Origin of the sequence: Gemmobacter denitrificans (assembly GCF_036964905.1) — a bacterium.
In the GTDB taxonomy this organism is placed as follows: domain Bacteria; phylum Pseudomonadota; class Alphaproteobacteria; order Rhodobacterales; family Rhodobacteraceae; genus Gemmobacter; species Gemmobacter denitrificans.
In genome coordinates, this window is record NZ_JBALHR010000007.1 from 73,487 (window position 1) to 85,786 (window position 12,300).

General features: G+C 63.3%; 11 protein-coding genes. 8 read left to right on the forward strand and 3 right to left on the reverse strand.

Annotated elements, in window-relative coordinates; genetic code table 11:
* The first annotated feature begins 359 nt into the window (after positions 1-359).
* Positions 360-851 (forward strand): YHS domain-containing (seleno)protein, encoded by a 492-nt coding sequence (locus V6590_RS12570; RefSeq protein ID WP_335423593.1) that lies wholly within the window; start codon positions 360-362, stop codon positions 849-851.
* 53 nt (positions 852-904) lie between these two features.
* Here the strand turns inward: V6590_RS12570 and V6590_RS12575 are convergent, their stop codons facing one another.
* Both V6590_RS12575 and V6590_RS12580 read right to left on the reverse strand, forming a co-directional pair.
* Complete coding sequence (locus tag V6590_RS12575; RefSeq protein WP_335423595.1) at positions 905-1,645, reverse strand: hypothetical protein; 741 nt, start codon at positions 1,643-1,645, stop codon at positions 905-907.
* Positions 1,642-3,921 (reverse strand): NADP-dependent malic enzyme, encoded by a 2,280-nt coding sequence (locus tag V6590_RS12580; RefSeq protein ID WP_335423598.1) that lies wholly within the window; start codon positions 3,919-3,921, stop codon positions 1,642-1,644. The genes V6590_RS12575 and V6590_RS12580 overlap by 4 nt, the downstream gene beginning before the upstream one ends.
* A 242-nt stretch (positions 3,922-4,163) precedes the next feature.
* Between V6590_RS12580 and V6590_RS12585 the strand changes: the two genes are divergently transcribed.
* The 7 genes from V6590_RS12585 to V6590_RS12615 all read left to right on the forward strand — a co-directional run bounded on the left by V6590_RS12585 (position 4,164) and on the right by V6590_RS12615 (position 11,216).
* Positions 4,164-5,246, forward strand: a complete 1,083-nt coding sequence (locus V6590_RS12585) for a cupin domain-containing protein (protein ID WP_335423600.1) — start codon at positions 4,164-4,166, stop codon at positions 5,244-5,246.
* Positions 5,247-5,314: 68 nt separating this feature from the next.
* Entirely contained in the window at positions 5,315-5,707 is a 393-nt protein-coding gene (locus tag V6590_RS12590) for a cytidine deaminase (protein WP_335423602.1), read from the forward strand.
* A complete protein-coding gene (locus V6590_RS12595; RefSeq protein ID WP_335423604.1) occupies positions 5,704-7,017 on the forward strand; it encodes a thymidine phosphorylase in 1,314 nt (437 codons plus the stop codon). The genes V6590_RS12590 and V6590_RS12595 overlap by 4 nt, the downstream gene beginning before the upstream one ends.
* Positions 7,014-8,201: a phosphopentomutase gene (locus tag V6590_RS12600; protein ID WP_335423605.1), complete on the forward strand. Its 1,188-nt coding sequence runs from the start codon at positions 7,014-7,016 to the stop codon at positions 8,199-8,201. Before V6590_RS12595 ends, V6590_RS12600 begins: the two co-directional genes overlap by 4 nt.
* Positions 8,198-9,187: an adenosine deaminase gene (locus V6590_RS12605; RefSeq protein ID WP_335423608.1), complete on the forward strand. Its 990-nt coding sequence runs from the start codon at positions 8,198-8,200 to the stop codon at positions 9,185-9,187. The genes V6590_RS12600 and V6590_RS12605 overlap by 4 nt, the downstream gene beginning before the upstream one ends.
* A complete protein-coding gene (gene upp / locus V6590_RS12610; RefSeq protein ID WP_335423610.1) occupies positions 9,184-9,831 on the forward strand; it encodes a uracil phosphoribosyltransferase in 648 nt (215 codons plus the stop codon). Before V6590_RS12605 ends, upp begins: the two co-directional genes overlap by 4 nt.
* Before the next feature lie 65 nt (positions 9,832-9,896).
* Positions 9,897-11,216, forward strand: a complete 1,320-nt coding sequence (locus tag V6590_RS12615; protein WP_335423612.1) for an SPOR domain-containing protein — start codon at positions 9,897-9,899, stop codon at positions 11,214-11,216.
* A 42-nt stretch (positions 11,217-11,258) separates the two neighbouring features.
* Here the strand turns inward: V6590_RS12615 and V6590_RS12620 are convergent, their stop codons facing one another.
* Positions 11,259-12,290 carry a hypothetical protein gene (locus V6590_RS12620; protein WP_335423615.1) on the reverse strand — a complete coding sequence of 344 codons (1,032 nt, stop codon included), beginning with the start codon at positions 12,288-12,290 and terminating at the stop codon, positions 11,259-11,261.
* Between the last annotated feature and the right edge of the window lie 10 nt (positions 12,291-12,300).

Consider the following 12,300-nt stretch of genomic DNA (forward strand, 5'->3'; position numbering starts at 1 on the left):
TCACGTCGCGCCTGTCAGGCAACGCTGTTACCGGTCACGGGCGCGGACAAGGGCGAAAAATTTGCAGAGGATGCGGCATGCCGCAGCAAATTTTTGCAAACAGGCCAGTGAAACAAGGAATATCCGTATAATTTTAGAGAGTTTGCAAACTATTCATTAATGATTGCAGAATCAGTCTGGCGATCTCCGCCGCGATGACCCGGACGTGATCGGACGTGATTTGCGCGATCTCGTAAAGGCCGGTTAGGCTGAGGCATTGAACCACGCTTTCATCTGCGCATTCGTCGTCCAAGTCCTTTTCAGACGCCTTTTGATCGCTCCGGCCATATTCCGGGCCTTATTCCTGTCTGGAGATCATCATGAAAACCACGTTCAAGGGCGCGCTTGCGTCGCTTGCCACGGCTGCCGCCCTGTCGGTTGCCACTTTCGCCGCGCCCGTCTGGGCCGAAGGCTTTGATGTCAATGTCACCACAACCAACCTTGCGCTGCGCGGGGTTGATCCGGTGTCCTATTTCACCGAAGGCAAACCAGTGCCGGGCGAGGTGGAGATCAATACCACCCATCACGGCGCCACCTACCGCTTTGCGTCAGAGGCGAACAAGGCGACTTTTCTGGCCAATCCCGAAAAATACGCCCCGCAGTTCGGCGGCTATTGCGCCTATGGGCTGGCAAAGGGCTTCAAGTTCGACGGCGATCCGAATGTCTGGAAGATTGTCGATGACAAGCTGTATGTGAACCTCTCGCCGAAGGTGGCCGAGCTTTGGAAGGCCGACACGGCCAATCTGATCAGCGAAGCTGACGGAAAATGGCCGACACTGAAGGATGTCGATCCGGCCAAGCTCAACCCCTGATGCGGGACTGCCGGGGGCGCTGCGGCGCCCCCGCCTTATTCAGGGGGGCTGTTTCAGAGTTGCACATGGAAATGGTCATCATGCCGGGCCGCCCTGCATCCCTGAAAGCGCAACTTTGGATCGGCCAGTCCAAGCCGTTCGGCCAATGCGGGTTCCAGCAGCATCTTGCCCAGGCGCGGATCATCCAGCAAGGCCTGCCCAAGCGCCTTGGTACGCCGGTCATCGATTGGTCGATCTGGGTAAATCGCCTGCATCCAGCGGAAATCCCACCTCAGCGTCGGAAAGGCCGCCGGACATTGGGGATGATCCAGCGTTTCAAATGCAAAATAGCCCAGCGGAGCCCGCGTCTTGCCCGGCAGATAGTCTCCTGTTGAATTCTTGTAGAATAGTGCGAAATCCAGTTTGCGCCCATCGGCATGGGACAGATGCGGTAACATCGGCAGACCAGGAATGGGAAAGCCGCCATCAAGTGCAAGGGTAATCGTGCCGGGATGTTTGTCCGCGACCCGAGCGGCGGCGTCATGTGCCAGATCGGCCAGTTCCGGCACCGCGAAATTGCGCAGGGCGGCACAGTAGAAAATCGATTGCATCCGAAGCGGGGCACCGGTGCAGGGCAGAGGCTGGCGTCCCGCCAATGGGGCCAGAAGCTGTGCAACCACCCAGATTGCAAGATAGATCAGCGGAAAGGCCCGCCAGCGCCAGCGTGTGAAAAGGGCCAGCCCCCAGGCCAGCCCCCCAAGTTGCGTCAGAATTGTCAGGCCAAGAATGACAAGGGCATGGCCTGTCCGTTTCATCCGTAATGGGCCACAGGTGTTCCCGCGATGGCGGACACGTTCAGCAGGCCGCGCGCGGTGATCGACGGCGTGACGATATGCGCCTTGTTGCCCATGCCCATCAGGATCGGCCCGACCTCCAGCCCACCCGCCTTCATCCGCAGGATGTTGCGCGCGGCATTGGCGGCATCGGAATAGGCGAAGATCAGGATGTTGGCGGCCTTTTCCAGCCGTGCATTGGGGAAGATGCGCGCCCGCAGGTCCGGGTCCAGCGCGGCGTCGATGCTCATTTCGCCTTCATAGACGAAGTTGCGGGTTTCGGCGTCCAGAATTTCCATGGCGGCCCGCATGCGGCGGCCACTATCGGTGTCCAGGTTGCCAAAGTTGGAATGGCTGCATAGGGCCACTTTGGGCGTAACGCCAAAGCGCTTGGCATGGCGCACCGCGCCCAGCACCGATTGTGCAATCTGTTCGGGCGTCGGGACCGGGTTCACCTGCGTATCGGCGATGAACAACGGGCCGTCTTCCATGATCATCAGGGACAGCGCCCCATGCGGCGAGAGGCCATCGCGCCCCAGCACCTCGGTGACATATTTCAGATGCCACAGATATTGGCCGAACGTGCCGCAGATCAGGCTGTCGGCATCGCCGCGATGCACCGCAATGGCACCGATGGCAGTGGTATTGGTGCGCAGGATCGCGCGGGCCAGATCGGGCGTCACACCGCGGCGGGCCATCAACTCGTGATAGCTGCCCCAGTAATCGCGGTAGCGGGCGTCGTTTTCCGGGTTCACGATTTCGAAATCGCGATCAGGGCGAATGGGCAGGCCCGCACGCTCGGCCCGGCGGGCGATGACATCGGGGCGGCCGATCAGGATCGGCTTGTCGGTGGTTTCCTCCAGCATCGCATTGGCGGCGCGCAGCACACGTTCTTCTTCGCCTTCGGCAAAGATGATGCGGCGGGTGGCCTGACGGGCAGCCTCGAAGACCGGGCGCATGATGAGCGCCGATTTGAAGACCGAGCCGTTCAGGCGCTCACGATAGGCATTCAGGTCTTCGATGGGCCGCGTGGCGACGCCGGTTTCCATCGCGGCCTTGGCCACGGCAGAGGCAACCACGCCGATCAGCCGGGGGTCAAAGGGTTTGGGGATCAGATAATCCGGCCCGAAGGACAGCTTTTCGCCGCGATAGGCGGCGGCGGCTTCGGCGCTGGTGGTGGCGCGGGCCAGCGCGGCGATGCCCTCGATACAAGCCAGTTGCATCGCATCATTGATCTGGGTTGCCCCCACATCCAGCGCGCCCCGGAAAATAAAGGGGAAGCACAGCACGTTATTGACCTGATTGGGAAAGTCGCTGCGTCCGGTGGCGATGATGGCACCGGGGGCCACTTCGCGCACCTGATCGGGTAGGATTTCCGGGGTCGGGTTGGCCAAGGCGAAGATGATCGGGTTTTCGGCCATACGGGCCACCATTTCAGGCTTCAGCACGCCAGGGCCGGAGAGACCCAGGAACATGTCCGCGCCGTCGATCACCTCGTCCAGTGTCCGCTTGTCGCTGGTCTGCGCATAGGCGGCCTTTTGCGGGTTCATGTCGATCTCGCGGCCTTCGTAGACCAACCCGTGAATATCGCAGAGCCAGACATTCTCGCGCTTCACGCCCAGTTTCAGCAGCATGTTCAGACAGGCGATACCTGCCGCGCCGCCGCCGGTAGAGACGATCCTGATATCTTCGAACCGCTTGCCTGCCACATGCAGCGCATTGGTGGCCGCAGCCCCCACCACGATGGCCGTGCCGTGCTGGTCGTCATGGAAGACCGGGATATTCATCTTCTCGCGGCACAGCTTTTCCACGATGAAGCAATCAGGTGCCTTGATGTCTTCAAGGTTGATCGCGCCGAAGGTCGGCTCAAGCGCGCAGACGATTTCCGCCAGTTTCACCGGGTCTGGCTCATTTAGTTCAATGTCAAAACAATCGATATTGGCGAATTTCTTGAAGAGGACGGCCTTGCCTTCCATCACCGGTTTTGAGGCCAGCGCGCCGATATTGCCAAGCCCCAGAACGGCAGTGCCGTTCGACACGACGGCGACCAGATTTCCCCTTGCGGTATAACGGCTTGCGGTGGATGGATCGGCCTTGATCTCAAGGCAGGCCTCAGCCACGCCAGGGCTGTAGGCGCGGCTCAGATCGCGGCCATTGGCCAGCGGCTTGGTGGCCCTGATTTCCAGCTTTCCGGGTTTCGGAAATTCGTGATAGTCCAGTGCCGCCTGTCGCGCCGTGTCTTGCCGTGCGTCTTCCATATTGCCCTCCCGCAAATTTGGTTTGCCATTAAACCATCTGCAAAATGCCGCAATATGATTGCGCTAACATTCCTTGGAATGGCTGCGTTGCACAGGGTGCAACCCCGGTTCACCATTGGCCCAGTCTGCCCGCAAAGGCCGGGTTCTGGCAATGACGGAAACCCGCAATCCGGGGGCCGTCCTCGGGGCTTTACTTCCGCACTGGGGTTTCGCAGTCTTGATCAAATCTTCTGGGGGGCGTCATGCAGAATATTCGGGCGCAGGCACATCTGACCACCACGGCCCTGGCCGAGGATATCGGCTTCTTCCGCAAGCTGGGATTGCGAATGGACCGCATTTTTCCCGCCGACAATCCGCGCATGGCGGCCTTTTCGGGCCATGGGTTGCGGTTCCGGCTGGATGTGTCCGATGCGCCTCCCGGCGCGATCACACTTCTGGCGGATGATCCGGTGCTGATTGCGGGCGGTGCTACCGAACTACGCGCGCCCGGTGGCACGCGGGTTCTGATTGAACCGCTGGACCCGCCGGTCGTGCAGCCACCCACCCAGCACGAATTTGTGGTGCGCCGGCTGGCCGATCAGGCCCCTTGGGTGATCGGGCGCGCCGGGATGCAGTATCGCGATCTGGTGCCCTCACGTCTGGGCGGGGCGGTGATCGCGAGCCACATCCGCATCCCCGATGGCGGCCCGGTGCCCGACATGGTGCATTTCCACAAGGTCGGGTTTCAGCTCATCTTCTGCATCAATGGCTGGGTTGATGTTGTCAATGAAGATCAGGGCCTGCCCATCCGGCTGACACGCGGCGATTGCTTCATCCAGCCCCCCGAAATCCGTCACCGCGTGCTGGAGGCCAGCGACGGGATCGAGGTCATCGAAATCGGGGTTCCGGCCGAACATGTGACCGAAATCGACCATGATCTGCCCCTGCCGACCCTTGACCTGCGCCCCGAGCGAGAATGGCAGGGCCAGCGCTTTGTGTTCAATCGGGGCGAAAGCGGCATCTTCGCACCGTTCCGTATTCCGGGCTTTGTTGCGCGCGACACCACGATCAACGCCAATACCAAAGGCGTCGCCTCGGTGATGGTCGCGCGGCCCGTTGCGGGGCAAGAGGCGCCCTGGCTGCGCCATGATGCCGATATCCTGTTTACCTTCGTGATGGCAGGCAGCATGCGGTTGGAGGGCGAGGGCAGGGACCCTGTCACCCTGTTTTCTGGGGATGCTTTTGTCATTCCGCCGGGCCTTGCGGCACGTCACGCGGCAGCGTCTGCCGATCTGGAACTGTTGGAGGTCGCGCTGCCGGGCGATTTTGCCACCCGCCCGGCATGACCCGGTTGCGCCCGGCGCTGGCCTGCCGCACAATCTGACCTATTGGTCAAACTGCCGGAGCATCGCCCATGGACCTGCTGAAAGCCGCCACCGAGGTGCGCGAAAATGCCTATGCCCCCTATTCCCGCTTCAAGGTGGGCGCGGCCCTGCGCAGCAGTTCGGGGGCGCTGCATGTGGGCTGCAATGTGGAAAATGTGGCCTATCCCGAAGGTACCTGCGCCGAGGCCGGGGCGATTGCCGCCATGTGCGCCACGGGCGATCGGCGAATTGCCGAAATCCTTGTGATCGCTGACAGCCCCGATCCCGTACCGCCCTGTGGCGGGTGCCGCCAGAAGATCGCGGAATTTGCCGACCCGGATGTGGTGGTCACGCTGTGCACCACTGATGGCAAGCAGCGGCAGATGACCGTGGCCGATCTTCTGCCAGGGGTCTTTACGGCTGCGCATATGGCCCGCACATGACCGATGCGCGCAGCATCATCGCGACCATCCGCGACGGGCGCGTTCCGTCCGGGGCTGACCTGCGCTGGTTCGCGGCGGGGCTGGCTTCGGGCGCGGTGAGCGATGCGCAGGCCGGGGCCTTTGCCATGGCGGTTTTGCTGAAGGGCTTGGGTGAAGCCGGTCGCACAGCACTGACACAAGCCATGCGCGACAGCGGCAAGGTTCTGGCTTGGGATCTGCCGGGGCCGGTGCTGGACAAACATTCCACCGGCGGGATCGGGGATTGCGTGTCCCTTTTGCTGGCACCCGCACTGGCCGCCTGCGGGGCCTATGTGCCGATGATTTCCGGGCGGGGCCTTGGCCATACCGGTGGTACGCTGGACAAGCTTGAGGCAATCCCCGGGTTTCGCACCGCTATGTCGGAAGATCAGTTGCGCCAGCAGATGCACGCCTGCCGTTGTGCCATCGTGGCCGCCAGCGCCGATCTGGCCCCTGCCGACCGACGGCTTTACGCCATCCGTGATGTGACCGCGACGGTCGAGAGCATTGATCTCATCACCGCCTCCATCCTGTCCAAGAAACTGGCTGCGGGGCTTGAAGGGTTGGTGCTGGATGTGAAACTTGGCTCGGGGGCCTTCATGCGCGGGCTGGATCAGGCCACGGCGCTGGCGCGGGCGCTGGTGACCACAGCCGGCGGCGCCGGGTGCCGGACCACGGCGCTGATCACCGATATGGATCAGCCTCTCGCTACGGCGGCGGGCAATGCGCTGGAGGTGATCGAAGTCATGGAAACGCTGACCGGCACATCCATCAACCGCAGACTTCATGATCTGACTGTGGCGCTTGGGGCTGAGGCATTGGTGCTGGGCGGGCTGGCCGAGGATCTGGATGACGCGACCGACCGGATGGATCGCGCGCTTGCCCGGGGCGCGGCAGCGGAGTGGTTTGGCCGCATGGTCGCGGCGCAGGGCGGGCCAGCCGATTTTCTGGAACGATGGCCAGATCGGCTGCCATCCGCCCCCGTGGTCCGCGATGTGCTGTCGCCCGGCGCCGGGTTCGTCACCGCAATTGATGGATTTGCGCTTGGGCAAGCTGTCGTGCATCTGGGAGGCGGGCGGCTTCGCGATGGTGACCGGGTGAACCCCTCGGTCGGACTGTCCGATCTGGCGGGCCTTGGCGATGAAATGCATCGGGGCGTGCCACTTGCACGCATCCATGCCAGCAGTTTCGACGCGGCTGCACAGGCCGAACTGGCCGTGCTCGCGGCCTATCGGCTGGAGCCAGCCCCGGCCACCACCCAGCCCTTGATCATTGAAAGGATCACCGGATGAACCGGGCTTTCCTGATTGTGCTTGATTCCGTCGGCATTGGTGGCGGGCCGGATGCGGATCGCTTCTTTTCGGGCGGGGTGCCCGATACCGGGTCGAACACCTTGGGCCATATCGCCCAGGCCTGTGCGGAGGGCAGAGCCGAGCAGGGGCGCAGCGGGCCGTTGCACATGCCCGCGCTGGATGGTCTGGGCCTAGGGGCCGCGCTGAAACTGGCCTCGGGTTTTTCCGCTCCGGGCCTGGGGGCCCGTCCCAAGGGCCGTTGGGGGGCCGCGACCGAAGTGTCGCCGGGCAAGGACACACCTTCAGGCCATTGGGAACTGGCGGGTGTTCCGGTGCCATGGAACTGGACCTATTTCCCTGAAACCGTGCCAACCTTTCCCGAACCGCTGGTGGCCGAGATCTGCGCCCGGGCCGGGGTGGCGGACATCCTTGGCAATTGCCACGCCAGCGGCACGGCGATCATCGACGCGCTTGGCGCCGAGCATCTGCGCAGCGGCTGGCCCATCTGTTATACATCGGCTGACAGCGTGCTGCAGATTGCGGCGCACGAAACTGCCTTCGGGTTGGACCGGCTGATTGCCCTGTGCCGTGATCTGGCACCGACTGTGCACGGGATGAAGGTGGGTCGCGTCATCGCCCGCCCCTTTGTCGGCGAACCCGGCAGTTTTCAACGCACCGCCAACCGCCGCGATTTCGCCATCGCCCCCCCGGCCCCGACGCTGCTGGATCAGGTGCAGGCGGCAGGCCGGGTGACCCATGCCATTGGCAAGATCGGTGACATCTTCTCGCATCGCGGCATTTCCCACCTGCATAAGGGCCCAGATGATGCAGCACTTTTCGATCATCTGGACCGGTTGGTGGAGTTCGCCGAGCCCGGCTCCTTGACCTTTGCGAACTTTGTGGAATTTGACAGTTTTTACGGCCATCGCCGTGATGTGTCGGGCTATGCCCGCGCGCTGGAATGGTTTGATGCCCGCGTTGCGGCATTGCTGCCGCGCCTGCGCCCCGGTGACATGGCGCTGTTCACCGCCGATCACGGCAATGATCCGACATGGGTGGGCACCGAACATACGCGAGAGCGGGTGCCGGTCCTGATTGCAGGGCAGGGTGCGGGCGAATTGGGGCTGTGTGCGTTTACCGATGTGGCCGCACAGGTGGCCGCGCATCTGGGAGTGACGGCATGACCCTGCGATCCCAGCCGAAACTGGAACTGCACCTGCATCTGGAAGGGGCGGCCCCGCCTGCCTTCATCCGGGGGCTGGCCCGCGAAAAGCACGAGGATATCGGCGGCATTTTCGATGAACGCGGCCATTACAGCTATACCGATTTCTGGCATTTCCTGAAGGTGTATGAGGTGGCCACTTCGGTCCTGCGCAGCCCCGAGGATTACCGCCGCCTGACCCTGGCCGTGCTGGAGGAAAGCGCCGCGCAGGGGGTGATCTACAGCGAAACCTTCCTGTCGCCCGATTTCTGCGGCGGGCGCGATCTGTCAGCCTGGCGCGATTATCTGGCGGCCATCGAAGACGCGGCCCGCGAGGCCGAGGCGACCATGGGCATCACCCTGCGCGCCATCGTCACGCCGATCCGGCATTTCGGCCCCGAAAAGGCCCGCGAAACTGCGCGATGTGCCGCCGAAACCGCGGGGCGCTTTGTTACCGGATTTGGCATTGCCGGGGATGAAAAGGTGCTGGAGCCGAAAGATTACCTCTGGTCCTTCGATTGCGCCCGCGAAGCCGGGCTTGGCATCACCGCCCATGCCGGCGAATGGCGCGGCCCCGATCACATCCGTGCCACGCTGCGCGATCTGAAACCGTCGCGCATCGGCCATGGTGTCCGCGCCATCGAGGATCTGGCGCTGGTCGATGAACTGGCCGAAACCGGCACGGTGCTGGAGGTCTGCCCTGGATCGAACATCGCGCTTGGCCTGTATCCCGACTGGCGCAAGCACCCGATCGGGCAATTGCACCATCGGGGCGTCAAGGTCACCGTATCGACCGATGATCCGCCCTTCTTTCACACCACGATGACCCGCGAATGGGATCGGCTGGCCGATGCCTTCGATTGGGATCAGGGCGTGTTCGACACGCTGAACCGTACCGCCCTTGACGCCGCCTTTTGCGACGCCGAAACCAAAGCCGAGATCGCCAAGAAACTGGAGCCCGCCCGATGACCGATCATTCCCCCCTGCCGCATCTGACGGTCGTGGATCACCCGCTGGTGCAGCACAAGCTGACGATCATGCGCGACAAGGAAACCTCGACCGCCGGGTTTCGCCGTCTGTTGAAGGAAATCAGCCTGCTTCTGGCCTATGAGGTCACGCGGGAACTGGAGATGACGACGACCCGGATCGAAACACCGCTGCAGCCGATGGAGGCCCCCACCCTGGATGGCAAGAAGCTGGCGCTGATTTCCATTCTGCGCGCAGGCAATGGGCTGCTGGACGGAATTCTGGAACTGATCCCGGCGGCGCGCGTGGGGTTTGTCGGATTGTATCGCGACCCGGAAACGCTGCAGCCGGTGCAATACTATTGCAAACTGCCTGATGCGCTGGAGGAGCGCATCTGCATTGTTGTCGATCCGATGCTGGCGACCGGCAATTCCAGTGCCGCAGCGATCGACCTGCTGAAACAATCGGGGGCCCGCAACATCCGTTTCCTGTGCCTTCTGGCCGCCCCCGAGGGCGTGGCGCGGATGAAAGAGGCCCATCCCGACGTGCCAATCGTGACAGCTTCGCTCGATAGCCATTTGAATGACCACGGATATATCGTACCGGGCCTAGGGGATGCGGGTGATCGGATGTTTGGCACTAAATAAGCCATTACCCCTTTACCCGAAAACAATACTGTTGCATGATTCGCCCAGTCTGCATGGGGGTTGTCATGTTTCGTCGTCTTGTCACGGCTGCGGTCTTCGCGGCCGTCGCTGGAACTACTGTTGCGCAAGCGCAAACTGTTTCGCAGATCGGCGGGCCAGCTGAACTGCCGCCGCCCAGCTTCAAGGGCCAGATGTATGTGGACAGCCGTGGCTGCGTCTTTCTGAAGGCGGGGCTGAACGGTCGGGCGAACTGGGTGCCGCGCGTCAATCGCGACCGCAAGGTTTTGTGTGGCTATCCGCCCACGCTTCAGGCCATGGCAAAGCCGATCCCCGTGGCACCGGCCACCGTGCCGGAGCCTGCTCCGGTCGTGGTGGCGGCTGCGCCTGTCGCACCGCGCGCCAAGGGGGCGCCGATGGATACTGTGGCCAGCCTGACCACCCAGCCACGCATCAAGGTCGCTCCGCCCCCGCGCATCGATCCCTATCTGGCCAAATCGCAACCAGCCCCGGTTGCGTCTGCCCCGCGTCAGGCGCAGGTAGTGGTGCCCGGTACGGTCGCACCGGCTGCGGGCGCGGTCACCGTCCGGCAGGCCCGTGCGACGGGTGGCAAGATCGGCTGCTATGCCTCGGCTCCGGTTCCGCAATTGGTAGCGCTGTCGAACGGGGGAACTGCGGTGCTTTGCACCAAGGGTGATGGCAGCCTGAATGGCGCAAAAGCCCCGATCTATGACAAGGTGGCCATGGGCGAAGGCCGTCGGGTTGGTGCGGGTCAGTATGAACCCGATGGCACCCGGGTCAGCCGGGGGGCCATGACCGTGGATGATCTGGGCAGCCCGCATCGGGCCACCGTGATTGCCCGACAAGGCTCTGCCGTTGCGGTGGCGGAACCTGAGCGGACCGTGGTTCCCGAAGGGTTCAAACTGGCCTGGACCGATGACCGGCTGAATCCCTATCGCGGTATGGGCACAGCCAGCGGGCAAGCGGCGCAGGATCAGATCTGGACGCGCGAGGTTCCCGCTCGTCTGGTCGCCGAACAGCCACAGGGCAAGCGCCGTGTGATCGTGGTGTCTTCCAAGGATCAGAAGAAGCCGCAATTGCAGGTCTCCACCAAGGCTGATCCGCAGGCGGCACCGCGGGCGGCCAAGCCGCAGGCGGGAACCGGGCGTTTCTATGTTCAGGTGGGTACGTTCGGTCAACCGTCAAATGCGGATGGCGCACGGGCCAGGCTGCATGCTGCGGGTCTGCCTACCGGCACGGCGAAAGTGACCAAGGGCGGCAAGGCCCTGCAGATCGTGATGGCTGGCCCCTTTGCTGATGCAGGCTCTGCTCAGGCAGCTCTGCGTGCGGCCCGCGCCACGGGCTTTGGCGACGCCTTCATTCGCTGACGGCATTCTGAAATCCTCTCCCCGCGCTTCGGTGCGGGGTTTTCATTCGGCGCAGATGGCCTGCAGGCTGATCCAGTCACTGTCAGTCAGCACCGGGTCCACCACGCGGCGGGCATAGGGATCTGCCTCGATCAGCCGCAAGGTGGCTTCGCCTGTGGGATCGATCGCCTTGGCGTAGGGGGTGGATGGCAGCCCTGCCGTGGCAAAGCGCGCAAGCAAGGCTTCGGTCTGCGGCACCTCCGGCGTGGCAAGCATGACAACACGCCCATAGCCATCGACGGATGCTGGATCCAACGTGCCGCTGGTCAGCAAGCCCGCCGCCGCACCGAGGCCGGCATGATGCAACAGCGGCACCATCGCATCGGATTGCGCGGCCCGTTGCGCCTCGGCCAAAGCAAAGCCTGCCACAATGTCGGGGCTGTCATGGTCTTCCACCAGACGGCGGTTCAGCGTGATGATATGCCCGGGAAGCGACAGCGAATTAGCTGTGCCATCGCGCAGCACGATCAGGCGCTGTGGGCTACCGATGCCGAACAGCCGCCGTGTCAGGCGTTCCAGCGCCGCAAGGCCGCTGGGATCGCTGCAGGGGGCCCCTGCAACCCGGCTCAGGTCCGACAGTGCCATCTGGCCAATCGCCCGGCGGGTTGCATCCGGCAACATGGCCGCGGTGTGGTTGACGACCGCACGGGGCACAAAAACCGCGCCCAGACCCAGCACCAGCAGGGCCGTCGCCAGAACCAGACCTGTGCGCAACCGGCCGGGGCGGGGCCGATCAGCGGCCAAAGCAAGGCGGACCCGCTCCAAGGCCCCGATCATCAGCTCGTCTTCCAGTTCCAGCGTTTCAAGCGCATCGCGGCCCGGTGCATAAAGTGCAGGCAGTTCGCCGGGGTTCAGCCGTTCCACCGCAGGCAGCGACCAATGCGACAGGGCCAGTTCGCTGCGCGGGTCAGACAGGGTCAGGCTGGCTTCGCCAAATGCCACGATCACATCGCGCCGCCGCAATTCCGGGCCTTCGCGCCAAAGGCCCGGGCTTTCCAGTTTCGCAAATTCCTTCAGCGCGGTGCTGTTGCGCATTCCTGCCCTG

Excerpts from the sequence above, each read along its gene's own strand:
- V6590_RS12620 (WP_335423615.1), bottom strand. The coding sequence starts at position 12,290 with ATGCGCAACAGCACCGCGCTGAAGGAATTTGCGAAACTGGAAAGCCCG.
- upp (WP_335423610.1), top strand. The coding sequence starts at position 9,184 with ATGACCGATCATTCCCCCCTGCCGCATCTGACGGTCGTGGATCACCCG.
- V6590_RS12590 (WP_335423602.1), top strand. The coding sequence starts at position 5,315 with ATGGACCTGCTGAAAGCCGCCACCGAGGTGCGCGAAAATGCCTATGCC.
- V6590_RS12615 (WP_335423612.1), top strand. The coding sequence starts at position 9,897 with ATGTTTCGTCGTCTTGTCACGGCTGCGGTCTTCGCGGCCGTCGCTGGA.
- V6590_RS12575 (WP_335423595.1), bottom strand. The coding sequence starts at position 1,645 with ATGAAACGGACAGGCCATGCCCTTGTCATTCTTGGCCTGACAATTCTG.
- V6590_RS12605 (WP_335423608.1), top strand. The coding sequence starts at position 8,198 with ATGACCCTGCGATCCCAGCCGAAACTGGAACTGCACCTGCATCTGGAA.
- V6590_RS12600 (WP_335423605.1), top strand. The coding sequence starts at position 7,014 with ATGAACCGGGCTTTCCTGATTGTGCTTGATTCCGTCGGCATTGGTGGC.
- V6590_RS12580 (WP_335423598.1), bottom strand. The coding sequence starts at position 3,921 with ATGGAAGACGCACGGCAAGACACGGCGCGACAGGCGGCACTGGACTAT.
- V6590_RS12585 (WP_335423600.1), top strand. The coding sequence starts at position 4,164 with ATGCAGAATATTCGGGCGCAGGCACATCTGACCACCACGGCCCTGGCC.
- V6590_RS12595 (WP_335423604.1), top strand. The coding sequence starts at position 5,704 with ATGACCGATGCGCGCAGCATCATCGCGACCATCCGCGACGGGCGCGTT.
- V6590_RS12570 (WP_335423593.1), top strand. The coding sequence starts at position 360 with ATGAAAACCACGTTCAAGGGCGCGCTTGCGTCGCTTGCCACGGCTGCC.